General features: G+C 69.0%; 28 protein-coding genes. 11 read left to right on the forward strand and 17 right to left on the reverse strand.

What is annotated here, in order from left to right; all coding sequences use genetic code 11:
- Nucleotides 1-203: 203 nt before the first annotated feature.
- The 11 genes from ACYVBN_RS07865 to ACYVBN_RS07915 all read right to left on the reverse strand — a co-directional run bounded on the left by ACYVBN_RS07865 (nucleotide 204) and on the right by ACYVBN_RS07915 (nucleotide 9,315).
- A complete protein-coding gene (locus ACYVBN_RS07865; RefSeq protein ID WP_460600030.1) occupies nucleotides 204-467 on the reverse strand; it encodes a glutaredoxin family protein in 264 nt (87 codons plus the stop codon).
- A gap of 64 nt (nucleotides 468-531) precedes the next feature.
- Nucleotides 532-1,806: a lysophospholipid acyltransferase family protein gene (locus ACYVBN_RS07870; RefSeq protein ID WP_460600031.1), complete on the reverse strand. Its 1,275-nt coding sequence runs from the start codon at nucleotides 1,804-1,806 to the stop codon at nucleotides 532-534.
- On the reverse strand, nucleotides 1,799-2,788 hold the full coding sequence (locus ACYVBN_RS07875) for a Rossmann-fold NAD(P)-binding domain-containing protein (RefSeq protein WP_460600032.1): 990 nt from the start codon (nucleotides 2,786-2,788) through the stop codon (nucleotides 1,799-1,801). The genes ACYVBN_RS07870 and ACYVBN_RS07875 overlap by 8 nt, the downstream gene beginning before the upstream one ends.
- A 167-nt stretch (nucleotides 2,789-2,955) precedes the next feature.
- On the reverse strand, nucleotides 2,956-3,054 hold the full coding sequence (locus ACYVBN_RS07880; protein ID WP_082775156.1) for a 30S ribosomal protein bS22: 99 nt from the start codon (nucleotides 3,052-3,054) through the stop codon (nucleotides 2,956-2,958).
- A 168-nt stretch (nucleotides 3,055-3,222) separates the two neighbouring features.
- The gene (locus ACYVBN_RS07885; protein WP_382398018.1) at nucleotides 3,223-3,423 is read right to left on the reverse strand and encodes a helix-turn-helix domain-containing protein; all 201 of its coding nucleotides are present in this window, start codon (nucleotides 3,421-3,423) and stop codon (nucleotides 3,223-3,225) included.
- A 414-nt stretch (nucleotides 3,424-3,837) separates the two neighbouring features.
- On the reverse strand, nucleotides 3,838-5,049 hold the full coding sequence (locus ACYVBN_RS07890) for an acetoin utilization protein AcuC (RefSeq protein ID WP_460600033.1): 1,212 nt from the start codon (nucleotides 5,047-5,049) through the stop codon (nucleotides 3,838-3,840).
- A 13-nt stretch (nucleotides 5,050-5,062) separates the two neighbouring features.
- The gene (locus tag ACYVBN_RS07895) at nucleotides 5,063-5,605 is read right to left on the reverse strand and encodes a GNAT family N-acetyltransferase (protein WP_440283894.1); all 543 of its coding nucleotides are present in this window, start codon (nucleotides 5,603-5,605) and stop codon (nucleotides 5,063-5,065) included.
- Between the two features lie 82 nt (nucleotides 5,606-5,687).
- A complete protein-coding gene (gene proC, locus ACYVBN_RS07900; RefSeq protein ID WP_460600034.1) occupies nucleotides 5,688-6,533 on the reverse strand; it encodes a pyrroline-5-carboxylate reductase family protein in 846 nt (281 codons plus the stop codon).
- A 25-nt stretch (nucleotides 6,534-6,558) separates the two neighbouring features.
- Complete coding sequence (locus ACYVBN_RS07905) at nucleotides 6,559-7,503, reverse strand: proline dehydrogenase family protein (RefSeq protein ID WP_460600035.1); 945 nt, start codon at nucleotides 7,501-7,503, stop codon at nucleotides 6,559-6,561.
- A gap of 73 nt (nucleotides 7,504-7,576) precedes the next feature.
- Nucleotides 7,577-8,389 carry a sugar phosphate isomerase/epimerase family protein gene (locus ACYVBN_RS07910; protein ID WP_440283897.1) on the reverse strand — a complete coding sequence of 271 codons (813 nt, stop codon included), beginning with the start codon at nucleotides 8,387-8,389 and terminating at the stop codon, nucleotides 7,577-7,579.
- On the reverse strand, nucleotides 8,389-9,315 hold the full coding sequence (locus ACYVBN_RS07915) for a Ppx/GppA family phosphatase (protein WP_460600036.1): 927 nt from the start codon (nucleotides 9,313-9,315) through the stop codon (nucleotides 8,389-8,391). The genes ACYVBN_RS07910 and ACYVBN_RS07915 overlap by 1 nt, the downstream gene beginning before the upstream one ends.
- A gap of 42 nt (nucleotides 9,316-9,357) precedes the next feature.
- On the opposite strand from ACYVBN_RS07915, the gene ACYVBN_RS07920 reads away from it, so the two are divergent.
- The 9 genes from ACYVBN_RS07920 to ACYVBN_RS07960 all read left to right on the forward strand — a co-directional run bounded on the left by ACYVBN_RS07920 (nucleotide 9,358) and on the right by ACYVBN_RS07960 (nucleotide 17,751).
- Complete coding sequence (locus tag ACYVBN_RS07920; protein ID WP_460600037.1) at nucleotides 9,358-10,191, forward strand: hypothetical protein; 834 nt, start codon at nucleotides 9,358-9,360, stop codon at nucleotides 10,189-10,191.
- Entirely contained in the window at nucleotides 10,188-10,901 is a 714-nt protein-coding gene (locus tag ACYVBN_RS07925; RefSeq protein WP_460600038.1) for a class I SAM-dependent methyltransferase, read from the forward strand. Before ACYVBN_RS07920 ends, ACYVBN_RS07925 begins: the two co-directional genes overlap by 4 nt.
- Before the next feature lie 44 nt (nucleotides 10,902-10,945).
- Nucleotides 10,946-12,331: a DNA repair protein RadA gene (gene radA / locus ACYVBN_RS07930; protein ID WP_460600039.1), complete on the forward strand. Its 1,386-nt coding sequence runs from the start codon at nucleotides 10,946-10,948 to the stop codon at nucleotides 12,329-12,331.
- Between the two features lie 88 nt (nucleotides 12,332-12,419).
- Nucleotides 12,420-13,496 carry a DNA integrity scanning diadenylate cyclase DisA gene (gene disA, locus ACYVBN_RS07935; protein WP_440282845.1) on the forward strand — a complete coding sequence of 359 codons (1,077 nt, stop codon included), beginning with the start codon at nucleotides 12,420-12,422 and terminating at the stop codon, nucleotides 13,494-13,496.
- 10 nt (nucleotides 13,497-13,506) lie between these two features.
- Complete coding sequence (locus ACYVBN_RS07940) at nucleotides 13,507-14,409, forward strand: HhH-GPD family protein (RefSeq protein WP_460600040.1); 903 nt, start codon at nucleotides 13,507-13,509, stop codon at nucleotides 14,407-14,409.
- Nucleotides 14,410-14,444: 35 nt separating this feature from the next.
- Nucleotides 14,445-14,975, forward strand: coding sequence for a gluconokinase (locus ACYVBN_RS07945; protein ID WP_440282843.1), 531 nt, complete (start codon nucleotides 14,445-14,447; stop codon nucleotides 14,973-14,975).
- Between the two features lie 53 nt (nucleotides 14,976-15,028).
- Nucleotides 15,029-15,838 (forward strand): ABC transporter permease, encoded by an 810-nt coding sequence (locus ACYVBN_RS07950; RefSeq protein WP_460600041.1) that lies wholly within the window; start codon nucleotides 15,029-15,031, stop codon nucleotides 15,836-15,838.
- Between the two features lie 182 nt (nucleotides 15,839-16,020).
- Nucleotides 16,021-16,779: an ABC transporter permease gene (locus ACYVBN_RS07955; protein ID WP_460600042.1), complete on the forward strand. Its 759-nt coding sequence runs from the start codon at nucleotides 16,021-16,023 to the stop codon at nucleotides 16,777-16,779.
- Between the two features lie 3 nt (nucleotides 16,780-16,782).
- Entirely contained in the window at nucleotides 16,783-17,751 is a 969-nt protein-coding gene (locus ACYVBN_RS07960) for an ABC transporter ATP-binding protein (RefSeq protein WP_460600043.1), read from the forward strand.
- On the opposite strand, the gene ACYVBN_RS07965 is transcribed toward ACYVBN_RS07960, so the two are convergent.
- The 4 genes from ACYVBN_RS07965 to ku form a co-directional block, all read right to left on the reverse strand.
- Nucleotides 17,748-18,296, reverse strand: a complete 549-nt coding sequence (locus ACYVBN_RS07965) for a CGNR zinc finger domain-containing protein (RefSeq protein ID WP_460600044.1) — start codon at nucleotides 18,294-18,296, stop codon at nucleotides 17,748-17,750. The genes ACYVBN_RS07960 and ACYVBN_RS07965 overlap by 4 nt on opposite strands.
- Nucleotides 18,297-18,524: 228 nt before the next feature.
- Complete coding sequence (locus ACYVBN_RS07970; protein WP_440282838.1) at nucleotides 18,525-19,037, reverse strand: amino-acid N-acetyltransferase; 513 nt, start codon at nucleotides 19,035-19,037, stop codon at nucleotides 18,525-18,527.
- Between the two features lie 175 nt (nucleotides 19,038-19,212).
- Nucleotides 19,213-21,738, reverse strand: coding sequence for an ATP-dependent Clp protease ATP-binding subunit (locus ACYVBN_RS07975; RefSeq protein ID WP_460600045.1), 2,526 nt, complete (start codon nucleotides 21,736-21,738; stop codon nucleotides 19,213-19,215).
- 268 nt (nucleotides 21,739-22,006) lie between these two features.
- The gene (gene ku / locus ACYVBN_RS07980) at nucleotides 22,007-23,032 is read right to left on the reverse strand and encodes a Ku protein (RefSeq protein ID WP_460600046.1); all 1,026 of its coding nucleotides are present in this window, start codon (nucleotides 23,030-23,032) and stop codon (nucleotides 22,007-22,009) included.
- A gap of 105 nt (nucleotides 23,033-23,137) precedes the next feature.
- Here ku and ligD (ACYVBN_RS07985) point away from each other — a divergent pair, with 105 nt between their 5' ends.
- A complete protein-coding gene (gene ligD, locus ACYVBN_RS07985; protein WP_460600047.1) occupies nucleotides 23,138-24,097 on the forward strand; it encodes an ATP-dependent DNA ligase in 960 nt (319 codons plus the stop codon).
- 81 nt (nucleotides 24,098-24,178) lie between these two features.
- A complete protein-coding gene (ligD, locus tag ACYVBN_RS07990) occupies nucleotides 24,179-25,099 on the forward strand; it encodes a non-homologous end-joining DNA ligase (RefSeq protein ID WP_460600048.1) in 921 nt (306 codons plus the stop codon).
- Between the two features lie 131 nt (nucleotides 25,100-25,230).
- Here the strand turns inward: ligD (ACYVBN_RS07990) and ACYVBN_RS07995 are convergent, their stop codons facing one another.
- Nucleotides 25,231-25,557 (reverse strand): histone-like nucleoid-structuring protein Lsr2, encoded by a 327-nt coding sequence (locus tag ACYVBN_RS07995; RefSeq protein WP_440282833.1) that lies wholly within the window; start codon nucleotides 25,555-25,557, stop codon nucleotides 25,231-25,233.
- A 133-nt stretch (nucleotides 25,558-25,690) separates the two neighbouring features.
- Nucleotides 25,691-25,867, reverse strand: a complete 177-nt coding sequence (locus ACYVBN_RS08000) for a hypothetical protein (RefSeq protein WP_440282832.1) — start codon at nucleotides 25,865-25,867, stop codon at nucleotides 25,691-25,693.
- Nucleotides 25,868-26,264 lie beyond the last annotated feature (397 nt).

Consider the following 26,264-nt stretch of genomic DNA (forward strand, 5'->3'; position numbering starts at 1 on the left):
CTCATGCGTCTTGGGCAGGCGTATACCAAACGTCGGCCACAGAGGATCAATGACCCCCTGACTGTAGGTCTTTGTGAACGCGGGCACAAAGTCGCTAATTCCCGGCAAAAGTGCTAAGCGGGGGTCGGGTGGTGCCGCGAGGTGGCGCCGTGGTAGCGGAACACGCGCCGGGCGCGACATTTCGGCGTTGCCGGGCGCCGATGTCAACGCCTGCCGAACAGCCGCCGGCGGGACAGCGCTGTGCGCAGCCGCTGCTCGTCGACCCGCCAGTAGTCGTGCTGCTTGCCGTCGACCAGGATGACCGGGATCTGTTCGGCGTATGCCGCGAGAAGCTCCGGCTCCTGCAGGATGTCGCGTTCGGTGAAGCTCTCCCCCGTGTCCGCGCAGACCCGCTCGATCACCGCGCGCGCGTCGTCGCACAGGTGGCAGCCGGGCTTGCCGATGAGCGTGATGCGTGGGTCTGGCAAGACAGCCTCCGACTGACCGGGCCCCCGCGAAGCGTCCGAAGGGGCGGGAAGGACGTGGTGGGGTTCAGAAGAAGATCGAACGGCGTTGCAGCAGCAGCGAATACAGCGACTGCTGGATCGTCTCGCGGACCTGGTCGGTGAGGTCGAAGACCAGCATCGGGTCGTCGGCCGCGGCGGCACCGTAGGTGTCGGTGTCGACAGGCGCGCCGAATTCGATGATCCACTTGCTCGGCAGCGGGACGAGTCCGGCCAGGCCGAACAGCGGGAAGAACGGCGTCACCGGGAAGTAGGGGAACCCGAGCACGCGCGCCAGACCCTTGATGTTGCCGATCATCGGGAAGATCTCCTCGGCGCCGACGATGGCGCACGGGATGATCGGGACCTCGGCGCGCAACGCAGCGGACACGAAGCCGCCGCGGCCGAAGCGTTGCAACTGGTACCGCTCGGAGTAGGGCTTGCCGACGCCCTTGAACCCCTCGGGGAACACGGCCGCGAGTTCGCCCGCCGCGAAGAGCCGCTCGATGTCGGAGTTGGACGCCAGCGTGGTGCCCGCCTTGCGGCTGAGTTCACCGATCACCGGTGACTCGAAGACCAGATCGGCGCCGAGCATCCGGACGTGCCGGTGCTTGGGGTGCTCGTCGTGTATGGCGACCTGCGTCATCAGTCCGTCGATGGGCAGCGTGCCGGAGTGATTGGCCACCACCAGCGCGGGTCCGTCGTCCGGGATGTGCTGGATGCCGCGCACTTCCACCCGGAACCAGCGGCGGTAGAGCGGACGCAGCAGGGGCAGCCACACCTGCTCGGTGAAGTCACGGTCGAAGCCGAAGTCGTCGATCTCGTAGTCGCCGGTGAGTCGCCGACGCAGGAAGGCCAGCGCTGCGGCGATCCGCCGGTCGAGGTCGTCGCCCTCGATGCCGACGAGATCGCCGGCCTTGCGCAGGCCCTCGACGAGGACGTCGACCAGGCCCTGAAAGTCGGACGGCGACGGTGTCGACAACGATGTCGGCGACGACTGGACGTCGGCGACCTCCGGCGGATCGGGCACGACCCGCAGGGCCGGGCCGCCGTCGGGCGCCGGGTGCTCGTCCCGCCGCGCGGCGGTGCGGCGGGCCGTGGCGCCGATGTTCTTGCGAGACGGTCGGGCACCCGCGGGCTGCTGCGGCGCAACCTTCCGGCCGTCCGGTGTCTGCCGGGCCGCGGATTTCTTGGCTACTGGTTTCTTGGCTACGGGTTTCTGGGCCGGTGTCTTCTGGGCCGGCGTCTTCCTGGCAGCGGACCTGCCGGCTGCGGCGGCCGTCTTCGACGGCGTCTTCTTCGCGGCGGGGCGTTCGTCAGACACGTGCTTCTCCCGGGTTGACGACGTGGCGGCGGCCGGGCGCTCCGAGCACTTCGGTGAACGCCTCGCGCGTGGTGTGCTCCGGGACGAAGCCGAGCAGCGTGCGCATGCGCGTGGTGTCCATGCCGCGGCCGAACTGCAGGAACTGCATCTGCTCGGCGTCGAACGCACCACTGCTGCCCAGCAAGCCGCTGGCCTGCTGGATCAGCGGCGCCGCCTGCGCGAGCACGCTCACGACCGGCTTGCCCGCGATCCGGGCCGCCTGCCGGACGGTGAGCATCCCGTCCCCGGCGATGTTGATCGTGCCGGAGAGCGCGTCGGCGTGGGCCGTGCGTCGCAGGACCTGCACCGCGTCGTCGATGTGCAGCACTTGGAAGCGGCCGTCATACCCGAGCGGGACCGGCAGCACCGGCAGCGAGAAGTATTCGGAGAAGGTGGTGCGCAGGCCGGGACCGACGAGGTTCGCCATACGCAGCAGGGTGACGTCGATGTCCGGGCGACGGCGGGCGAGACCGCGCACGTAGGTCTCGACCTCCACCGAGTCGCGGCCGAAGCCGCCGGTCGGGTTGCGCCGCGCGCTCATGTCCTCGGTGAACATCGCCGGGTCACGGGGCGAGCAACCGTAGACCGAGGACGAGGATTTGACCACCAGGCGCTGCACCGAGTCCGCCTTCTGGCACGCAGCGAGCAGCTGCATGGTGCCGATGACGTTGATCTCCTTCTGCAAGGTGCGCCCGCCGGCCTGCTTGGGCGTCATGATCACGCCCAGGTGCAGGACGGTGTCGACTTTCTCCTGGGCCAGGATCTTGCCCATGATCGGGTTGCGGATGTCCGCCCGGATGAAGTCCGCGCGGCCGAGGTTGTGCAGCGGCGGCACGGTGTCGACGGCGATGACCCGGTCGAGGGCGGGGTCGGCAGCGAGCGCGCGACAGGTCATCCCGCCGACCAGACGAGACACACCGGTGACCAGCACGACTCGGCCCATCTGCCCTCCTCGGTGGTGACTCACTGCGCGCCGATCCTAGCCCGCCCGGATGTGCCGGGCGTATGGCGTTGCACCGCACGGGATATGACGGAGCCCCGGGACCCTGCTGGGCTGTCCGGGGCTCGGTCGCGTCGACGGCGCAGGCGCTCGGCCGTGCGCGGAGCGCCTTACTTCTTGTTGCGGCGCTGGTGACGCGTCTTGCGAAGCAGCTTGCGGTGCTTCTTCTTGGCCATCCGCTTACGGCGCTTCTTGACGACTGAACCCATGCGTACGCTCTTCCTGAAATTGCTGATTGGAACCGGTGGGCCGTGGCGCCCATCCGGTCGCGAAGCCTCGATGCCATCGCGCCCTTGGTGGGACGCGATCCGCCGCCCAAGGCTACGCCATGGCAGTGACCGCCGACGAATCGAGGGCGGCCACCGGTGCTCCCGCGCTCAGGCGGTGCCCATGTAGGACTGGCTGAGGTATTCGGAAACCGCATCCTCCGGCACCCGGAACGATCGACCGACCCGCACGGCGGGCAACTCGCCGGAGTGGACCAGCCGGTACACCGTCATCTTCGAGACGCGCATGATGGCGGCGACCTCGGCGACGGTCATGAACGTGACCTCGCCCGGCTGACGCTCTTCGGTCATGGCTTGTGCCAACCCTTCTCCAACGACACGTATGTCGATCCGACCTGTGGACCGCTCAGGCGCTCCACAGGTGTCTTGCTGGGCAACGATAGAGGGTCCGGAGTGTCCGTGGAAAGTCCGAGTGGGGGAAATGTCCACCTGACACGCCGATACTGGTGAGAAAAATGTGGCGACCGGCCCGCTGAGCCCAGTGTTTCCCGCGTTGCCGGTGTGGCGAGGGGGCTGCGCCTTCTGGCGACCGTTGCCTCTTCATGACACCACCGCGCCCGAAAACTGCACCCTCCCGGCACCGCGCACGGCAACCAACCGCACGACAAGCGGACCGCCGGGAGACGACGACCGCGGCGAACGGTGGCGCGAGCGAGCTCGCGAGCCGCGCCGCCGGTCGCCGCGCGAGGAGTCGAAGCAGAAGATTCAGTCGAACCAGACGTCGAGGGCGTGCAGGGGGAAGACGACTTCGCGGGTCGCGAGGACGGACTGATCCACCGGGCTGGCCGGGTCGACGCCGCTCTCCCAGGAACGCCACCAGACATGGCCGTTCTCCGCCTGACCGTCGCCCATCCGGGGCGGCCCGGGGCGGTCGAAGGTCGCCTGGACGTGGTCGCGCCATACGGCCGGAACCTCGGTCTCCAGGTCGATGGGCCGGTGGGCGGCGATCGCGGTCAGGTGGGTCCACGCGCGCGGGACGACGTCGATGAGTTCGTAGCCGCCACCCCCGAGTGCCACCCATTTGCCGTCGCAGACGTCGTGCGCCAGTTGATGCAGCGTCTGGTATGCCGTGCGCTGCGCGTCGATGGACAGGGCCATGTGTGCCAGCGGGTCGGCGTAGTGGGAGTCGCAGCCCTGCTGGGTGACCAGTACGTCGGGTGCGAAGGCGCGCACCAACGGCGGTACGACGGCGTGCAGGGCACGCAGCCAGCCGGCGTCGCGAGCGCCCGGCGGCAGCGCCACATTGACCGCGCTGCCCTGCGCTTGGGGTCCACCGAACTCTCCGGGGAAACCGGTGCCGGGAAAGAGGACCCGGCCGGTCTCGTGGAGGGAGATCGTCAGCACGCGGGGGTCGTCCCAGAAGACGCGCTCGACGCCGTCACCGTGATGGACGTCGATGTCGACATAGGCGACCCGTTCGGCGCCGTTGTCCAGCAGCCACTGGATGCCGAGCGCCGCGTCGTTGTAGATGCAGAAGCCCGACGCGCTGGCGGGCATGGCGTGGTGGAGGCCGCCGCAGAAGTTGACGCCGTGGTCGATCTCGCCGCGCCATACGTCCTGGGCGAGCCGCACGGTGGAGCCGGCGATGAGCGCCGACACATCGTGCATGCCGGTGAACGCGGGGTCGTCCTCGGTGCCCAGCCCGTATGCCGGGTCGGCCGCCCGCGGGTCGGCCGACGCGGCGCGGACCGCGTCGATGTAGTCCGGGTGGTGCACCCAGGACAGGAAGTCGTCGGTGCCGTCGGGCAACGACGGAGGCACGACCTCCACCCCTGGAGCGTCGAAGACGCCGAGGTCGCGGCACAGCCGGGCCGTCAGGTCCAGCCGGAGCGGATTCATCGGGTGTTGTGGACCGAAGTTGTAGCCGGTCAGCTCCTCACCCCATACGACGCGCACCCGGGGGTTGACGGCGGTCATCGGCGGTGGCCGTTCAGAGCACGGAGCTCGGCACTGCGCCCGGGTCGTCGCCCAGCGGGTAGACCATCGCCATCTCGTCCTCGGACACGTCACCGTCGTCTGCGGACGAATTCTGCATCGGCCGTCGTCCGTCGGTCGGACGGAAGCCGAAGCTGGACGCGAAGGCGACCGCGCGGCCGTTGTCCGTGCCGACCCAGTAGAGAACGAAGTCGTAGTTGTCCTGGCGGGCCTGCCGGACGCCGGCGTCCACCAGCTTCCAGGCGACACCCTGGCCGCGCAGGTCCGGGTGGACCCACAGACCGAAGAGCTCGCTCACCCGGTCGTCACTCTCGGCCTTGCTGCCGACCGAGACGACACCGACGACCTTGTCGCCGTCTTCGGCGACCAGCCGCCGGGACCGCTTCACGCGGGCCTGCCAGAGCTCGTCGTCGAACTTCTCCTCCTGCGACACCGATGCAGCGAAGGCGTCAGGAGCTTCGCGCAGGGCAGTCAATCGAACGTCCCGGTAAACCTGCCATTCCTCATCCCCGAGGGCGCGCACCGTGATGTCAGTCATGGGCACAACTCTCCCATGTATCGCTCAGCCACGGTCACCAGGTGTGGTGAACGTAGGGCACCGGCGCGATAACGATCGGTGCTCAGCGCTGGTCCGAGGCCAGCTCCGCCGAGCGCCGCGCAGCCGCCTCCATCGCGGTGACGAACGCCGCCCGCACCTTGTGGTCGTCCAGCTGACGCAGCGCCGCCACGGTGGTGCCGCCGGGGCTGGACACCCGCTCGCGCAGCAGGGCCGGGTGGTCGCCGGTCTCCTTCAGCATGGTCGCGGCGCCATACAGCGTCTGGACGACCAGTTCGGTGGAGGTGTCGCGCGGGATGCCGAGCAGCACACCGGCCTCGACCATCGCCTCGACGACATAGAAGACGTATGCCGGGCCGCTGCCGCTGATCGCAGTGATGGCGTCGAGCTTGCCCTCCGGCACGGCCACGACCTTGCCGGCGGCAGCGAGCAGATCCTGTGCCTGTTGCAGGTGGCGTGCTTCGCAGTGGGTGCCTGCGCTGATCGCCGTCATACCCTCGCCGACCAGTGCCGGGGTGTTGGGCATCGCCCGGACCACGGCGATGCCGTCCGGCAGATGTTCTTCCAGCGACGCGGCAGTGATGCCCGCGGCGACGGACACGACCAGCGCATCGGAGGGCAGGTGGCTGCCGACCTCGTCCAGCAGTGCGGCGACGTCGTGCGGCTTCACGGCCACCAGGACGGCGCCGGCGCTCTCGACCGCTTCGACGGCTTCGGCGGCGGAGGCGGCACGGACGCCATACTTCTGCGCGATCTGGTCCTGCCGGTCGGTGCTCCGGTCCGAGACGACGATGCGAGTGGGATCCACGTCACGGACCAGGCCGGCCAGCAGGGCCTCGCCCATCATGCCGACGCCGAGGAGAGCGATGCGCGCTTGCGTCGTGTCGGACGGTGCAGTGTGGTCGGGCATCTCGGTCAGCCTTTCGTCGTGGGGTTCAGCGGGACCGCAGCGTGTCGACCGGGTGCTCGGCCAGCAGCCGCATCACGTAGGGCGACCATTCCTCGCCATACGGGACAAGAACACGCACCTGGTAGCCCAGCTGCAGAAGTCGTCGTTGCTCCAACGGCCGGACGCCGAGCGGCAGCTCGAACTCGAAGGATTCGGGCGCGCGCAGCTGTTTGTCGGCCAGCGAACGCGCGATGTCGAAGATCTCCGCGTTCGGGGCCGCGATCACCGGATGTCCCTCCCCCTCGAGCAGGATCTTGAGGCAGCGCACGTAGGACAGCTGCACCTCGCGCCGGGTGAGGAAGGCCCGGGAACCGGGCTCGGTGTGGGTGGCGGCCCGGGTGCGCGCGCACAGCACGACCCGGCTTCCGGCGCCCGCCAACTCCCGGCAATCTGCCTCGGTACGGCGCAGTTCGGCCGGCAGAGTGGCGCCGACGTCGGGGAAGTCGCTGCGTAGGTCGCGCACGATGTCGAGCGTTGCGTCGGCCGCGCCCGCACCCGCCGGGGCGATGGTCACGGTCGTGCCGGCGCGTGCCGCCGCCTCGCAGATCTGCAGCACGTTGTCCAAGGCGATCTTGGCGCCGTCCTCGGCCAGTGCGCGGCCGAGGGTGTCGAGATCGATCACCAGGTCCGCGACGCCCCGGGCGGTCAGGTCCCGGTCCTGCAGCGCCCGCAGCAGCGCCAGGTGCGCGTCCCGGGTGCGGCGGACCTCGGCGCCGTCGGGCACCGGGTGCCCGAGCAGCTCGATCGTCGCCAGCCGACCGTCGGCGACGACGCCGGCGACCGCTCGCACGCAGTCCTCGACCGTGGTGCCGGCCACGAAACGACGAGCCACCGAGCGGCTGACCGGCGTATGGCGCACGACGCGCCGCACCGAGTCGTGCCGGCTCAGGCCGAGCAGTCCCTGTCGCAGACTCGCACCGGGGTCGATCACTTCGCAGGCTCCTTCAACGGTTCGTGGTCCTCCACCGAGCGTATGGCGCACTGCTGCGCGGCCGTCGTGCGGTTCATGACGCGGCCGGGGCGGCGAAATGCAGCCGCGCGAAGGCGAGGGCCTCGGCCAGATCCAGCTCCCGCTGCTCCGCGGACAGCTTGCGGGTGCCGACCTCCAGGACAACGTCGCCGGCGTAGCCGCGCCCGGCCAACGACTCCAGCAGAGTGGCGCACGGCTGGGACCCGCGACCGGGGACCAAGTGCTCGTCCTTGAAGGACCCCGAACCGTCGGCCAGATGGATGTGGGCGAGCCGGCCGCCCAGATCGGCGGCCATCCGCAGGGCGTCCGAACCGGCCGTCGCGGTGTGCGACAGGTCGAGGGTGACGTGTTCGTAGTCGAGATCGACCGGATCCCACCCGGGCAGGTAGGCCTGCATCTCGCGGCCGCGGGCGCGCCACGGGAACATGTTCTCGACCGTGATGCGCACGTCGGTGCGAGCGTTGCGTTCGGCGATGCCGGCGGCGAACTCCGCGGCATACTCGCGCTGCCACCGGAAGGGCGGGTGCACCACGACCGTCCGGGCACCGACCTCCTCGGCGAGCGCAACGGAGTTGTCCACTTTGGGCCACGGCTCCGGGCCCCAGATGCGTTGTGTCAGAAGGAGGGTCGGTGCATGGACGGACACGATCGGTATGCCGTAGTGGTCGACCAGCTGGCGCAGCGCCCCGGACTCCTGACTCACCGGGTCGGTCCAGACCATCACCTCCACGCCGTCATACCCGAGGCGGTCGGCCATCGCGAAGCCGTCGACGACGCCGAGCGGGTAGACCGACGAGGTGGACAACGCGACGCGGCCCTGCGGGACGGTGAGCGGGGCAGCTGCCATCAGGCGCCCAGCCAATCGAGCCTGCGCAGGATGACGCCCTCGCGCAGCGCCCACGGGCACAGATCGAGCTGGTCGACACCGAGCAGCTCCATGGCGCCGTGCACCACCATCGCGCCGGCCAGCAGCTGGCGCGACCGGCTCTGCGAAACCCCTGGCAACACTGCGCGTTCATCGGAGGTCAGCTGTGCCAGCCGCGGCACCAGCTCGCCGAGCGCCTCCCGGTCCAGCACCCGGCGGACTCGTGGGCCGTCCGCGCGGGGAGCGGCACCGAGCACCCGGGCGAGCGAGCGGATCGTCTTGCTGGTGCCGACGACCCGGTCGGCTCGACCGACCTTGTGCAGGTCGCGGACCACCCGGGCGATGTCGGACCGGATCCGCGTGCGCAACACCTTCAGGTCCTCGGCTCGCGGCGGGTCACCGGGCAGGTCACGGGTCAGCCGCCCGGCACCCAGCGGAAGGCTGAGTGCGACATCCGGCTCCTCGTCGATGCCGGCAGCCAGCTCCAGCGACCCGCCGCCGATGTCGATCACCAGCAGCCGGCCCGCCGACCAGCCGAACCACCGCCGGACGGCGAGGAAGGTCAGTCGTGACTCGTCCGGGCCCCCGAGCACCTCCAGCTTGACGTCCGTCGCGGCGTGCACCCGGGAGAGCACATCGTCGCCGTTGGGCGCTTCCCGGATCGCGCTGGTGGCGAAGGCGAGCACGTCCTCGCAGCCCTGATCGTCGGCGATGGTGAGACATTCGTGCACGAATACCGTCAACTGCTCGATGCCTTCGGGCGAGATCGCACCGTCCGCGGTGGTGTGCTCGGACAGGCGCAACTCGCGCTTGTGCGAGGTCGCCGGCAGTGGGTGGGCGCCCGGATGCGCGTCGACCACGAGCAGGTGGACCGTGTTGGATCCCACGTCGATCACGCCGAGCCGCATGGCTCAACGCTACTAGGAAGGCCGCGACCTACCATGTGACGCGTGGTCGAGACAGCACTGGAAACCCCACGGACCTGGGTCGAATTCGACAATCCGGACGACCCGGACGAACGCTTCCGCTGCGACCTGACGTGGCTCACGTCGTCTTGGACCTGCATCTTCGGCGCCGGTTGTCAGGGCATCTACGCCGACGCGCCCGATGTCGGCTGCTGCACGCTCGGGGCGCACTTCTCGGACAAGGAGGACCTCAAGAACGTCAAGGCGGTCGTGCGCGAACTCGGCCCCGACGAATGGCAGTACTACGACGAGGGCCATGCGGACGGCTGGCGGGAGAAGGAGGACGGCGACTGGAAGACCAGGGTCGTCGACGGCGCCTGTATCTTCCACAATCGGCCGGGCTTCCCCGCCGGTGCCGGATGTGCGTTGCACCAGCACGCCGTCCTCACCGGTGTCGCCCCGCACACCGTCAAACCGGACGTGTGCTGGCAACTGCCGATCCGGCGCACCTACCGCACGGTCGAGCAGCCGGACGACACGTCATACCTGGAGATCTCGATCGGTGAGTACGACCGCCGCGGCTGGGGGCCCGGTGGACACGATCTGGACTGGTACTGCTCGGGCAATCCTGAAGCGCACGTGGGGAGTTCGCCTGTCTACGTCTCGAACGAGGGCGAGCTGCGGCACCTGATGGGTGACAGCGCGTATGACGAGTTGGCCATCCGCTGCGAGGCACACCTGCTGCAGGTGACGGCGCTGCGGGAGGCCGGGCCGGGCGGTCGCAAACTGTTGCCACTCTTCGTGCACCCGGCGACACTGCTGGCGGAGCAGGCCGCGGATCAGGCGATCGAGCGGAGCAGCGTCCGGAAACGCACGTGACACAGCGGCATTCGGAAAACCACGCCATTCCGTCGCCGAACATCTGGAACTCGCCGGACGTCTACGAGATCGAGAACCGAGGCGTCGATCCGGACGGTGCCATCTGGGCGGCGATGCGGCACGTGCGCGACTGGTCCGGTGCCGACGTGCTGGACATCGGCTGTGGCACCGGATTCCACCTGCCGCTCTTCGCGCGCACCGCGCGGTCGGTGGTCGGCGTCGAGCCGCACCTTCCACTGGTGGAGGTGGCGCGCGACAGGGTGCGCCGCGACAGCCGGCGGGCGGCGGTCGACGTGCGAACCGGTGCGGCCGAAGCCCTTCCGGTGCAGGACGACTCGGTCGACATCGCGCACGCGCGATGGGCGTACTTCTTCGGCGCCGGATGTGAGCCGGGGCTGGCCGAACTGGAGCGGGTGATGCGCCGCGGCGGTGTCGCGTTCGTGGTGGACAACGACGCGTCCCGGTCCACGTTCGGCTCGTGGTTCCGCAGGGCACTGCCGTCATACGACCCGGTGGGCGTGGAGCGCTTCTGGCGCCGCATGGGCTTCACCTCGGTGCCGGTGTCGATGCGATGGGCGTTCGCCTCGCGGGCCGACTTCGAGGCGGTGGTGCGGATCGAGTTCACGCCCGACCACGCCGACCGGATCCTGACCGAACACCCCGGCACCGGCGTCGACTACGCCGTCTTCGTGCGCTGGCGTCGTTTCTGAGCTCGTCGGCCGGGGTGTCGGCGCGGGCGTCTATCGTCCGGCGTATGGCGAGCAGCACACGCAAGAAGGCACCGGCCCCCACCTACCGCTGCACCGAGTGCGGATGGCAGGCGATCAAGTGGGTGGGCCGCTGCGGCGAGTGCCAGGCGTGGGGCACGGTGACCGAGGTCGGCCAGCAGCAGGTGCGCACCGCGCCGGCGGCGACGATCGAACGACCGGCACTGCCCATCGGCGAGGTCGACGCCACCCGGGCACAGCACCGCCCGACCGGAGTGGGCGAGTTCGACCGGGTGCTCGGAGGCGGTCTCGTCACCGGCGGGGTGGTGCTGGTCGCCGGCGAGCCCGGCATCGGCAAGTCGACCCTGTTGCTCGACGTCGCCGCACGCGCCGCCCGGGAGGGGCAGACCGTCCTCTACGTCAGTGGCGAGGAGTCCGCGGCCCAGGTGCGGCTGCGCGGCGAACGCATCGAGGCGCTGGCCCGCGACCTCTACCTGGCCAGTGAGACCGACCTGGCGACGGTGCTCGCCCAGATCGACAAGCTGCGTCCGGACCTGCTGATCATCGACTCGGTCCAGACCATCGCGTCCGCGTCGGTCGACGGCGCCCCGGGCAACGTCGCCCAGGTGCGCGAGGTCGCGGCCGCCGTCATCCAGGTGGCCAAGCGCGAGGGCATCGGCACGCTGCTGGTCGGCCACGTCACCAAGGACGGTTCGATCGCCGGCCCCCGCGTCCTGGAGCACCTCGTCGACGTCGTCGTGCAGTTCGAGGGCGAGCGGCACTCGTGCCTGCGGCTGGTCCGCGCGGCCAAGAACCGCTTCGGACCCACCGACGAGGTGGGCTGCTTCGACCTGACCGAGATGGGCATCACCGGGTTGCCGGACCCCAGCGGCCTCTTCCTGTCCCGCATGGAGGAGCCGGTGCCCGGCACCTGCGTGACGGTGACTCTGGAGGGTCGGCGTCCGCTGGTCACCGAGGTGCAGGCGTTGCTGGTCCCCGGCAACGGCGGTTCCGCACGTCGCACCACCAACGGTGTCGACGGTTCCCGCACCGCGATGATCCTGGCGGTGCTCGACCGGCGGGCCGGCGTCCGACTGCGGGACGACGATTGTTACGTCTCCACCGTCGGCGGGGCCAAGCTGTCCGAGCCGGCCGCCGATCTGGCGATCGCACTGGCGCTCGCCTCGGCCAAGGACGGCTGCCCGCTGCCGCCCGGCACGCTGGCGGTGGGCGAGGTCGGCCTGGCCGGCGACGTGCGTGGTGTCGGCGGTGTCCCACGCCGGCTCGCCGAAGCGGCCCGCATCGGCTTCAAGCGCGCGATCGTGCCGGCGGGTTCGATGGGCACCGAGATCGCGCCGCCGGGTATGCGGGTGCTGGAGGTGCGCGACGTGCACGCAGCGACGCGCGCCATCGCCATACCCGTCACCAGCTGACCGGGCGGCCGGATCTCATGGCGATCGGACAGGTTGCCGGCCTGCGTGGTGCTGCTGCGCCCCCGCGCGCCACACCTACACTGACCGGGTGACCCGATCCCCCGAAGTCATCCTGCGTGAAACGCTCGCCGCCGTCGCACCCGGCACCGACCTGCGCGACGCACTCGAGCGGATCCTGCGCGGGCGCACCGGTGCGCTCATCGTGATCGGCCACGACGCGGTGGTGGAGAACATGTCGTCCGGCGGCTTCCCGATCGACATCGAGTTCACCGCCACCCGGTTGCGCGAACTGGCCAAGATGGACGGCGGGATCGTCGTCAACAGCGACGTGTCCCGGATCCTGCGCGCGGGCACCCAGTTGATGCCCGACCCGAGCATCGAGACCAAAGAGTCGGGCACCCGGCACCGCACCGCCGAACGCGTCGCCAAGCAGACCGGCTTCCCGGTCATCTCGGTCAGTCAGTCGATGCACATCATCGCCCTGTATGTCGGCGGCGTGCGGCACGTCATCGAGGGCTCCAACGCGATCATGTCCCGCGCCAACCAGGCGCTGCAGACCCTCGAGCGCTACAAGGCGCGGCTCGACGAGGTGACCGGGACCCTGTCCGCGCTGGAGATCGAGGACCTCGTCACGGTGCGTGATGTCGCCAGCGTCCTGCAGCGCTTGGAGATGGTCCGCCGGATCAGTGAGGAGATCAGCGAATACGTCATCGAGCTGGGCACCGACGGCCGGCTGATCTCGTTGCAGCTGGACGAGCTCGTGGGCGGCCTGAGCGACGACCGGGAGCTGGTGGTGCGTGACTACCTGGACCCCGGCCGCACCGAGCTGACCGTGGAGGACGCCATCGAGCGGCTCGGCGAGATGAACTCCACCGAGCTGCTCGACCTGACGGCCGGAGCACGCGCCGCCGGTTTCTCGGTCATCGGCGACATGCTCGACCTGTCGGTCAGCCCCCGCGGCTACCGGCTGCTGACCAAGGTGCCGCGGCTGCCCGGCACCATCGTGGACCGGCTGGTCGACCACTTCGGCACGCTGCAGAAGCTGCTCGCCGCGGACTTCGACGACCTGATGGCCGTCGAAGGCGTCGGCGAGAGCCGCGCCCGCGCCGTGCGCGAGGGCCTGTCGCGGTTGGCCGAGAGCAGCATCCTCGAGCGCTACGTCTAGCCCCGAGCCGATGACCGACGTGGAGGGCCTGCACCACGCCATCCTGCAGTGGTATGCCGCCGGCGCCCGCGAGCTGCCGTGGCGGATCCCGGCCGACGAGTGGCCCTGGCCGCAGATCGACCGGCCGTGGGCGGTGCTCGTCTCGGAAGTGATGCTGCAGCAGACGCCGGTGGCCCGGGTCGAGCCGGTATGGCGCAGCTGGATGCAGCAATGGCCCACGCCGGCGGCGCTGGCCGCGGACGCGCCCGGCGAGGCGGTGCGCGCCTGGGGTCGGCTGGGTTACCCACGGCGGGCGCTGCGCCTGCACGCTGCGGCGACCGCGATCACGCGGGAGCACGACGGCGTCATACCCGCGGATCTGCAGCAGTTGCAGGCGCTTCCGGGGATCGGCAGCTACACCGCAGCGGCGGTCGGGGCGTTCGCGTTCGGCCTCCGCGCGGCGGTGGTCGACGTCAACGTGCGCCGGGTCCAGGCCCGGCTGGTGACCGGCGCACAACATCCCGCGCCCAGCCTGACCGCCGCCGAGACCAGGCTCGCCGGGACGCTCCTGCCCGCCGACGACACGGCCGCCGCCCGGTGGAACGTCGCCGTCATGGAGCTCGGCGCGCTGGTCTGCAAGGCCGCAGCACCGCACTGCCCCGACTGCCCGGTGGTGTCGCACTGTGCCTGGGTGCTGGCCGGCCGGCCGGAGCACGACGGACCACGCAGGCGGGTCCAGAAGTGGCACGGCACCGACCGGCAGGTGCGGGGCAGGTTGCTGGCGGTGTTGCGCGAGGCGACCGCGCCGGTGCCGCGGACCGATCTGGACCTCGTCTGGGACGACGCGGGTCAACGGGACCGCTGCCTCGCCTCGCTCATCGAGGACGGCCTGGTCGAACCGCTCCCACGCGAACGCTTCCGCCTGCCGGTGTAGGCATGTCCCGCCGATGCCCTGGTTAGAGTGTCCAAATGAGCGCCGCTGACGACCCCGCCCAGTTCCTCATCGTCATGGGGGTGTCCGGCTCCGGCAAGACCACCCTTGCCGAAGGCATCGCCGACGCGATGGGTTGGCTGTATGCCGAGGGCGACGACTTCCACTCCCAGGCCAACGTCTCCAAGATGGCTGCCGGCGTCCCGCTCACCGACGAGGACCGCTGGCCGTGGCTGCGCTCGATCGGCACCTGGATCGACGAGCACGAGCGCGACGGCCGCAGCGCGGTCATCACCTGCTCGGCGCTGAAGCGGGCTTACCGGGACCTGCTGCGCGAGGACCGCAAGAACGTCCGGTTCGTCTATCTCGACGTCCCGCAGGAGGTCCTGGAGGACCGGCTGTCCAAGCGCACCGGTCACTACATGCCACCCTCGTTGCTGCCGTCGCAGCTGCAGACGCTCGAGCCGTTGCAGCAGGACGAGGACGGTGTCGTGGTGCACGCACACCAGTCCCCCGAGGCGTCCCTCGAGGAAGCGCTCGACCTGCTGGGTCTGACTCCGAAGAACTGACCGCGGGAAAACCACTTGCCGCGGCGTCGTCGGCCCGGTAAGTTCTCGCGTTTGTGCGTGCGGCGACGATTTCCCCCTATCTCCGCCTGTTCACAGCCGGCTTCCGCGAGCAGGCCGCCTACCGACTGGCGATGTTCGGCGGACTCGTCGCCAACCTGACCTTCGGTTTCCTCAAGGTCGCCATGCTCTTTGCCACCGTGCGTGCAGCCGGCGGCACCGTGCAGGGGTATGACGTCGGCACCATGAGCGCCTATATCTGGGTTTCGCAGGGCCTGCTCGGGTCGGTCAACCTCAACGGCCGGCTGGACCTCGCCGACCGGATCAAGAACGGCGACGTCGCGATCGACTTCCTTCGCCCCGTCAACGTCCAACTGGCAACGATCACAACGGAAGTCGGCAAGGCGGTCTTCGCCCTGATCCCCCGCGGCCTGCCCAGCCTCGGCATCGGAGCACTGGTCATCGGGATGACCATGCCGACCTCGCCGGTGCCCTACGCGCTGGGGCTGACCAGTGTGGTCATCGGCATCACGGTGTCCTTCGCCACCGTCTATCTCGTTGCCGTTGCCGGTTTCTGGCTGATCGAGACGCGCGGGATCCAGATCCTCTACATGGTCCTGTCCGGTTTCTTCGCGGGGCTCTTCGTGCCGATCACACTCTTCCCCGGCTGGCTGCTGATCATCGCCGAGGCGACACCCTGTCCGTCGATCATGATGTATCCCATCGACATCCTGACCGGGCGCGTCACCGGCGGCGCGGCATACCGGCTGGTCGGGGTGCAGTTGGCCTGGCTCGCCGGAATGCTGCTGATCGGCCATTTGCTCACCGTCGCCGGGCGCCGGAAGCTGGAGGTGCAGGGCGGATGAAACTCACCCCACGAAGTTCCCCTCCGCACCGGCACCCCACGAAGTTTCTCCCCCGCTCCGCTCCTCCGAATACTTCGCGGGGACCCCGCCGCTCCTCCGATATTTCGCAGGGACCCAGAGTCCTCGATGCAGCGTCGCTACCAGGCCGATTCGACGGATACCGGGCGGTCCTCGCCTCCCGGATGCGTTCCCAACGCAGCTATCGCAGCAATTTCGTCATCGACCTGGCCAGCTCCGGACTGGTGGGCCTCATCGAGCTCGCTGAGGTCTGGCTGCTGTTCCACCAGGTCACGGTGCTCGGCGGACTGACCTTCCGGCAGGTGCTGCTGGTCTTCGGCCTGGCCGACATGTCCTACTCCATCGCCGACATGTTCGTGGGGCACTGCGACACGCTGCCGAAGTACATCAGGGCCGGCACCCTGGACGTGTTCTACCTTCGGCCGCAGCCGCTGTTGCTGCAGCTGATGACCAGCGACATCTCATTGCGGCGCCTCACCCGGGCCGGGATCGGCCTGGGATCGTTGGTGATCGGGCTGTCGATCAACGACATCCGCTGGAACGCGGCACACATCGGTCTGCTCGTGCTGACCATCGTGTGCGCCGTCGCGATCTTCTCGGCGATGTACATCTGGGCCGCCGGCGTGCAGTTCTTCCTGATCCAGGGTGCGGAGTTCACCAACGCCTTCGTGTATGGCGGACGCTACGCGTCGACGCAGCCGGCAGCGGTCTGGTCAGCGCCGCTGAAGGCGCTCTTCGGATTCGTCTTCCCGATGGCGCTGGCGGCATACGTCCCGGCGTTGCGTCTGCTCGACCTGCCCGGACCTGCGGGCATGCCGACCTGGCTGGCGTGGTGCACCCCGATCGCCGCGGTCTGGATGTGGGGCTTCGCGCTGCTCATGTGGCGCTTCGGTGTACGTCACTACCAAGGCGGAGGCGGCTGAGACATGACCGAGCTGATCATCGAAACGGACGGTTTGACACGGGAATTCACACGGCGCGGAAAGGGCCGCGACGCCCTGCGCAGAAGCACGCTGCGCGCGGTCGACGCTCTGCGCCTGCTGGTCCGGCCGGGGGAATCGGTCGGCTACATCGGTGCGAACGGTGCCGGCAAGTCGACGACGATCAAGATGCTGGTCGGCATCCTCGTCCCGACCCGTGGCACGGTGCGCACCTGCGGCATCGACCCGCACCGGGACCGGCGGCGCTTGGCGGCACAGGTCGGTGTCGTGTTCGGCCAGCGTTCCCAGCTGTGGTGGGACCTGCCGGTGCGCGAGTCCTTCGACATCCTGGCCGCCATCCACCGGCTGCCCGGAGCGGACGCACGCGCGCGGACCGCCGAGCTGATCGAGCAGCTGGAGCTGGGTGAGTTCCTCGCCACGCCGGTGCGTCAGCTCTCCCTGGGACAGCGGATGCGTGCCGAGGTCGCCGCTGCCCTGCTGCACCGGCCGCGGCTGGTGATCCTGGATGAACCGACCATCGGGCTGGACGTGCTGTCCAAGCAGCGGCTGCGCGAATTCCTCATCACCGAACGGGCGCAGCACGGCACCACCCTGCTGCTGACCACCCACGACATGGGCGACATCGAGCGGCTCTGCGAGCGCGTGCTCGTCGTGGACCACGGCCGCGCGGTGTACGACGGCAGCATCGAGGGGCTGGCCCGTGCCGCCGGAGCGGACCGCACGCTCGTGCTCGATTTCGCGGATGCGACGCCGGACCTGACCGGCATACCGCACACGACACACCTGGGCAGTGACGTGGCCGGCGCTCGTCAACGGCTGGCGTTCGACTCCGAGATGACCACTGCTGCAGCGGTTCTCGCGGCTGTCGGCGAGCACGCGCAGTTGCGCGACCTGTCCATCGAGGAGCCGGACATCGAGGATGTCGTGCGCCGCATCTACCGCGCCAGCCGTTAGCCGACCTGCGGGCCGGCGCGGCGCGCCCGATGGCGTCGTACGGCGTCGCGGTTGGCGCAGCGCACCGAGCAGTAGCGTTGCCGGCCGTTGCGGGTGATGTCCACGACGACGTTCCTGCACGGATCTGCGGGCGCCTCGCCCGCGGCACACCGGCCGAGACGGTGCATGCCTCGGGTGGTCAGGTGCAACGCCGTCCCGACACTGATCACCGCACGGAGCACATGCGGCATCGTCTGGTCGTCGTCACGGTAGTGCAGATGCCACCCCTCGTTATCGTGATCGACCAGGCGTGGGTATGCCGTGGCGCGCTTCATCAGCGCATTGAGCAGGTCGGCCCGCTGACCGTCGTCGTCGGCGTCGACGACAGCCAGCCACTGGTCGATCATCCGCCGCGTCGCACCGTGATCGTCCGGACGCTCCGGGAACGGCATCGTCATACCGAAGGTGCGCGTCCGCGCGTCGATGCCCGCCCGGTCGTCCGGCCAGTCGTTGGCCAGTGACGCGGCCAGCAGGACGGCATACTCGCCGTAAGGGTTGAGTTGCACAACGGCATTACACCACGCTGGCGGGTATGACGACTTCGACACGGGCCCGCCACCCCGAAACTCCTTCTGTCGCCTCGGAACACGCGTGGATCACCGAGTCGCGGCATGCCACCTCGCTCGGCACGGTGCTCTACGTCCGGTGCGCGGTGTGCGGCGCGCGCCGGGTCGATCTGCATCCGGCCGCCGGCGCGGCACCGCAGGGCGCGAGCCGGGTCGTTCCGGCAGCGTTCAGAGGGTCAGGAGCATCCGGTGGTTGCCCAGGGTGTTGGGCTTGACCCGGTCGAGGTCGAGGAATTCCGCCACGCCCTCGTCATACGACTGGAGCATCTCGGCGTAGACATCCGGCTCGACGGGTTCACCGTCGATCTGCTCGAACCCGTGCGCGGTGAAGAACCCCACCTCGAAGGTCAGGCAGAAAACCCGTCGGACGCCGAGCTCGCGCGCCCGGTCCAGCAGGGCGGTGAGCAACGTGCTCCCGATGCCCTGCCCCTTCTCCTCGGCGGCCACGGCCAGGGTGCGGACCTCGGCCACGTCCTCCCACATCACGTGCAGCGCGCCGCACCCGACCAGCCGGTCCGCGCGGCCGACGACGAGGAACTCCTGCACGCCCTCGTAGTAGGCGACCGCCGGCTTGGGCACGATGGCGCGCGACTCGACATACGGCTTGGTCAGCTCGCGGATCCCGCGCACGTCCGTCGCCTGGGCCGGACGGAGGTGCAGGGCCGGGTCGCGCAGTGTCATGCGCCCATCTTTCCGCAGGTGATGCCGGCAGGGCGTGCCCGCCCCGCCAACGACGAGTGCGCTCCGCGTCCACAACCAGCGACCGTTGCCGGAAACGCACAGCGGCAAGGGCCGGGCGGAAAGAATCCGCCCGGCCCTTGCCGGTCACGATGCGGGCACCGCGGCCCGCGACGTGTTAGTCCTTGCCGAGATCGATGCCGCCGGCGGTCTCGACGGTGAGCCCGTCCGGGGCCTGCGGCTTCGGGCTGCCGGCGAAGGTGAACTTCGCATCCCGGCCCTCGCCCTCGACGTCGACCAGCACGATCTCGCCGGCGCCGATCTCGCCGTAGAGGATCTTCTCGGACAGCACGTCCTCGACCTCGCGCTGGATGGCGCGACGCAGCGGACGGGCGCCCAGTGCCGGGTCGTAACCGCGCTCGGCCAGCAGCTTCTTGGCTGCGGACGTGAGCTCGATCGCCATGTCCTTGTCCTTCAGACGCTCGTCGAGGTCCGCGATCCGCAGGTCGACGATCTGCACGATCTCCTCCTGCGTCAGCTGCGGGAAGACGATCGTGTCGTCGACACGGTTGAGGAACTCGGGCCGGAAGTGCTGCTTGAGCTCGTCCTGGACCTTGGCCTTCATCTTCTGGTAACCGGTGGAGCTGTCGTTGCCGGACGCGAAGCCCAGCGAGACGCCCTTGGCGATGTCACGCGTGCCGAGGTTGGTGGTCATGATGATCACGGTGTTCTTGAAGTCGACCACGCGGCCCTGGGAGTCGGTCAGCCGGCCGTCCTCCAGGATCTGCAGCAGCGAGTTGAAGATGTCCGGGTGGGCCTTCTCGACCTCGTCGAACAGCACCACCGAGAACGGCTTGCGGCGGACCTTCTCGGTCAGCTGTCCACCCTCTTCGTAACCGACGTAACCGGGAGGCGAACCGAACAGCCGCGACACGGTGTGCTTCTCGGAGAACTCCGACATGTCCAGCGTGATCAGCGAGTCGTCGTCGCCGAAGAGGAACTCCGCGAGTGCCTTGGCGAGCTCGGTCTTACCGACACCGGTCGGACCGGCGAAGATGAACGAACCGCCGGGACGCCGCGGGTCCTTCAGGCCGGCGCGGGTGCGCCGGATCGCCTGCGACAGACCCTTGATCGCGTCGTCGTTGCCGACGATGCGCTTGTGCAGCTCGTCCTCCATCCGCAGCAGTCGGCTGGACTCCTCCTCGGTCAGCTTGAACACCGGGATGCCGGTCGAAGCGGCCAGCACCTCGGCGATCAACTCCTCGTCGACCTCCGCGACGACGTCGATGTCGCCGGCCTTCCACTCCTTCTCCCGCTGCTCCTTGGCCTGGATCAGCTTCTTCTCGTCGTCACGCAACGAGGCGGCCTTCTCGAAGTCCTGCCCGTCGATCGCCGACTCCTTCTCGCGGCGCACGTGCGAGATCTTCTCGTCGAACTCGCGCAGGTCCGGCGGAGCGGTCATCCGGCGGATGCGCAACCGGGCGCCCGCCTCGTCGATCAGGTCGATCGCCTTGTCCGGCAGGTGCCGGTCGTTGATGTAGCGGTCGGCCATGTTGACCGCACCGACCAACGCCGCATCGGTGATCGTCACCCGGTGGTGCGCCTCGTAGCGGTCGCGCAGACCCTTCAGGATCTCGATCGCGTGCGGGATCGTCGGCTCCTGCACCTGGATCGGCTGGAAGCGGCGCTCCAGCGCGGCGTCCTTCTCGATGTGCTTGCGGTATTCGTCGAGCGTCGTGGCACCGATGGTCTGCAGCTCGCCACGGGCCAGCATCGGCTTCAGGATCGACGCGGCGTCGATCGCGCCCTCGGCGGCACCCGCACCGACCAGGGTGTGGATCTCGTCGATGAACAAGATGATGTCGCCGCGGGTGCGGATCTCTTTGAGAACCTTGCGCAACCGCTCCTCGAAGTCGCCTCGGTAACGGCTGCCGGCGACCAGCGAACCCAGGTCGAGCGTGTAGAGCTGCTTGTCCTTCAGGGTCTCGGGCACCTCCCCGCGGACGATGTCCTGGGCCAGGCCCTCGACGACGGCGGTCTTGCCGACGCCCGGCTCGCCGATGAGAACGGGGTTGTTCTTGGTGCGCCGGGACAGCACCTGCATGACCCGCTCGATCTCCTTGTCACGCTGGATGACCGGGTCGAGCTTGCCCTCGCGGGCGGCCTGCGTCAGGTTGCGGCCGAACTGGTCGAGCACCAGCGAGCCGGCCGGGGTGCCGCTCTCCTGGCTGCCCTGCCCGACGCCGGCGCCCTGCGGCTCCTTGCCCTGGTAGCCCGAGACGAGCTGGATGACCTGCTGGCGCACGCGGGACAGGTCGGCGCCCATCTTGACCAGCACCTGGGCGGCGACGCCCTCACCCTCGCGGATGAGGCCGAGCAGGATGTGCTCGGTGCCGATGTAGCTGTGGCCCAGCTGCAGGCCCTCGCGCAGGGACAGCTCGAGCACCTTCTTGGCGCGCGGAGTGAACGGGATGTGGCCGGACTGGGTCTGCTGGCTGGGGCCGATGATCTCCTGGACCTGCTCGCGCACCGCGTCCAGGGAGATGCCGAGGCTCTCCAGCGCCTTCGCGGCCACACCTTCGCCCTCGTGGATCAGCCCGAGCAGGATGTGTTCGGTGCCGATGTAGTTGTGGTTGAGCATGCGCGCCTCTTCTTGAGCGAGCACCACAACTCGCCGGGCGCGGTCGGTGAACCGTTCGAACATCATTAACTCCTCGGGTAGCTCGCTACCATCGATGCTAACCGCAGCAACTGATCGGGCCCGCGGTCAACCACGGACCGGGCACAGAGTGCAGCACGTCTTGTGGCGGACAACGCCGGCAGCCGCCAGCATGTTCCGTCCCGCGGCCGTCCGGCGCCTTGTTCGCGCAGAGCGAACAAGACCGGGTCTCCCCCGTGTGGATAACATCCCCGCATGACGGCCGAACACATCGGCGTGCTGGGCCACGAACCAAATATGGGCGTTGCACCCGTCAGCCGGCCTTCTTGGCCGGTTTCTTGGCCGGCTTCTTCGCCGCCGACGTGGAGGTCGACTTCTTCTTCGCTGCCGATTTCTTGGCTGCGGTCTTCGTGGCCGTCGATTTCTTGGCCGTCGATTTCTTGGCCGTCGATTTCTTGGCCGCGGATTTCTTCGCAGCCTTCTTCGCGGGCTTCGCGCTGTCCTGCGCAGCGTGCTGGTCGCCGGCCGGCGCGTCCTGCTCGTCGACCGGCTCGCCACGGGACTTCTTGGCCCGGTTGACGCTCTGCTGCAGCGCGGCGAGCAGGTCCAGGACCTCGCCGCCCTCGTCCTCCCGCTCCGGCAGTGGTGTGACCTCGTTGCCCTCCAGCTTGGCGCGCACGACCTCCTTGACCGCCTGCTCGTAGTCGTCGTGATAGTCGTCGGGGTCGTAGTCGCCGGACAGCGAATCCACCAGCATGCCGGCCATCGCCAGCTCGGCGGACTTGGGCTCGACCTCCTTGGCGTCGTCCAGCACACCGAAGTCGGCACTGCGGATCTCGTCCGGCCACAGCATCGTCTGCAGCACGATGACCTCATCACGCACCCGCAGCAGCGCCACGGTCGAGCGGGTGCGGATCGACACCGTGACGAGCGCGACCCGATCGGTGGCCTGCAGCGCGTCGCGCAGCAGGACGTAGGGCTTGGCCGACCCCTTGTCGGGTTCGAGGTAGTAGCTCTTGTCCAACAGCAGCGGATCGATCTGCGCACTCGGCACGAACTTGTCGACCGCGATCTCCTTGGTGTTGCTGACCGGCAGCTCCGCGAGGTCGTCGTCGGTCAACACGACCATCTGGCCGTCGTCGGTCTCGTATCCCTTGGCGATGTCGTCGTAGGACACCTGCTCGCCGTCGATCGAGCAGACCCGCTGGTATTTGATGCGTCCACCGTCCTCACGGTGCACCTGGCGGAACTGCACGTCGTGGTTCTCGGTGGCGGAGTAGAGCCGCACCGGGACATTGACCAGGCCGAACGAGACGGCACCCTTCCAGATAGCACGCACAGGTCGATTGTGCTGTGTCGGTGTGACAGACATCAAGCGAGCACCGCGTCGCCGATCACCGCAGCTGGTGGCATGCCGTCCGGCGGTTCGGGGCAAGATGGCTGCATGCGCCCCATGCTCGCCACACCCGCGGACACCGTGCCGGAGGGCGAGGACTGGCTGCACGAGGTCAAGTGGGACGGCATGCGCGTGCTGGCACACGTGTCGGGAGCGTCGGTGCGCCTCACCTCGCGCACCGAGCGGGACGTCACCGTCGCCTTCCCCGAACTCGTCGCCCCGGACGCCGGGCTGCACGGGTATGACGACCTGCTCCTCGACGGCGAGGTGGTGATCCTGGCCGACGGCGTGCCGTCCTTCGCGGCCCTGGCGGAGCGTTTCAACGTGTCCGACGCGGCCATGGCCGCCCGGCTGGGCGCGGCCGCGCCCGCGACGTTCCTCGTCTTCGACGTGCTGCAGGCGATGGAACGACCCACTCTGGCCATGCCGCTGCGTCAGCGGCGGCAACTGCTGGAGGGGCTGCAGCTGGCCAGTGCCCGGATCCAGGTGCCACCGACCTTCACCGATGGCGCGCAACTGGCCGAGGCGACAGCCGCGCAACACCTGGAAGGCGTGGTGTCCAAGCGGGCCGGTTCGCCATACCGACCGGGACGGCGCAGCCCCGACTGGCGCAAGATCGTGCACCGCCGCACCGACTCCTTCGTGATCTGCGGCTGGCTGCCCGAACGGGACAACGACCTCGCGCTCGGCTCGGTCTACCTGGCGACGCCGACGCCCGAGGGTCCGCTGCTCTATCGCGGACGGGTGGGCTCGGGCCTCGCCGGCACCCGTGGTGTCGGCCTGCTCACCCGCTTGCGCGAGCTCGCCGCCGATCATTCGCCGTTCGAGCAGGACCCACCGGTCGAGCCGGGACGGGGCGGCATCCGTTGGGTGCACCCCGAACTCGTCGCGGACGTGGAGTTCCTCGGCATCTCCGACGGCGGTCAGCTGCGCCAGCCGAGCTGGCGCGGCATCCGCGCCGACCTGACCCCCGCCGAACTCGCGGCGACCGAGACGGAGTCTCGGTGAAACCTCCGCGGGCGGAAACCGGGGGTCCCCGCGAAGTATCGGAGCAGCGAAGCGGGCGAGAACTTCGTGGGGTGGGAGCCGATGGCTGACGGGCAGATCATCGCCGAGGTGGGCGGCCGGCGGCTCAAGATCGGCAATCTGGACAAGCTCATCTACCCCGGCACGGAAACCACCAAGGGCGAGGTCCTGCATTACTACACCCAGGTCGCCGGACCGTTGCTGAGCGTGCTGGCGCAGCGGCCGGTCACGCGGATCCGGTGGCCGCACGGCGTGGCCGACCTGTCGTTCTTCGAGAAGAACCTGCCACCGGGGGCTCCCGCGTGGTTGTCCCGCGTCACCCTCCCCTCGTCGGGGTCACGGGGCACCGGTGACCGGATCACCTATCCGGTCGTCACCGATCTGGCCGAGCTGGTCTACCTGGTCAATCTGGCGTCGCTGGAATTCCATGTCCCGCAGTGGCGGCTGCGGGACGACCGGCCGACCGCACCGGATCGCCTGGTGGTCGATCTGGATCCGGGCGCACCAGCCGGTCTGCCCGAGTGCGCCCGGCTGGCGCTCATCGTCCGCGACCGACTGGCCCGCATCGGTCTGACCCGCTGTGTCCCGGTGACGTCCGGCAGCAAGGGCATGCAGCTGTATGCCGCCCTCGACGGCGGCAGCGGTGGCGGCCGCAGCAGCGAGGAGGTGCGGGATGCGGCACGCGAGCTGGCGCAGGAGCTCACCCGCGAGCACCCGGATCTGGTGGTGTGGAAGATGACCAAGTCCAAGCGGCCCGGAAAGGTGTTGCTGGACTGGTCACAGAACACCGCCGCGAAGACGACGATCGCTCCCTATTCGCTGCGCGGTAAGGACCGGCCGACCGTCGCCGCACCCCGCACCTGGGAAGAGATTGAAAGAGGCGCTGAACACCCGGACAGCCTGCGACAAATATTGTATGACGATGTGCTGGAAAGGCTGGCCGTGCACGGTGACTTGTTCGCCGACGGGCTCGCCGGCGACTGACTGACGTCCTGGCGCCTTTCCGATCGGTGGCCGGTGGAGTTTCGGGTCGGTGCCACACACGAAGAACGCCATCCGGTGCGCACAATGCGCACCGGATGGCGTTCTTGCCGGAAGTTTCTCCCAGGAAAGACTCAGCCGTTGGCCCGGGCGTATGCCTCTTGGACCTCGGCCGAGACGCGGCCACGGTCGCTGACCTTGAAGCCATTCTTGCGGCCCCAGTCACGGACCTTGTTCAGATCGGTGCGGCCGGCCGAACGCGTGGGCGCGGCGACCCGTGTCCGGCCGCGAACCGCACGCGCGTGACCGATCCACTTGGCGAAGTCGTCGCGCAACTGGGCGGAATTCGCGGCGGAGAGATCGATCTCGTAGGACTTGCCGTCCAGCGAGAAATTGACGGTCTCGCTCGCCTCCGACCCGTCCAGGTCGTCCTCGAGCAGAATCTGCACACGCTGAGCCATACGTCGTACTCCTACCGGGGGGGGTTTTCGAAGATTTCGAAAACCAACGCTAACACAGCGCTCTGCGCAGCAGTTGTATTAATTGCAGCGTGACATTCTTTGTTTTCCGGGCGGCCTATTGCGGCCGCGCAGGTCACTTCGTCTCGTCGGGACTTTCGGGCCCCGAGGCGCGATCCGCGGCTTCCGCACGCTCCCACTGCGCGTGCGCAATGCGCTCGCGGCGGTCGGCCTCCATCATGTGTTTGAGGATCACGTAGAGCAGGTAGAGCAACCCGATCGACGGGATCAGAGTCGCGATATATGGCCACACCCCACCATGGTAGGTGTCGTCGCCGTGGTGCCCCGACGCGACTCGGCCACCCGTACCAAAGTCTCCCCAGGGCAGAGTCCGGTACGCCACACACCCAGCCACCCGTACCAAGGTCTCCCCAGGGCAGAGTCCGGTACGCCACACACCCAGCCACCCGTACCAAAATCTCCCCAGGGCAGAGTCCGGTACGCCACACACCCAGCCACCCGTACCAAAATCTCCCCAGGGCAGAGTCCGGTACGCCACACACCCAGCCACCCGTACCAAGGTCTCCCCAGGGCAGAGTCCGGTACGCCACACACCCAGCCACCCGTACCAAAATCTCCCCAGGGCAGAGTCCGGTACGCCACACACCCAGCCACCCGTACCAAAATCTCCCCAGGGCAGAGTCCGGTAC

It is taken from the genome of Flexivirga lutea (assembly GCF_054778955.1).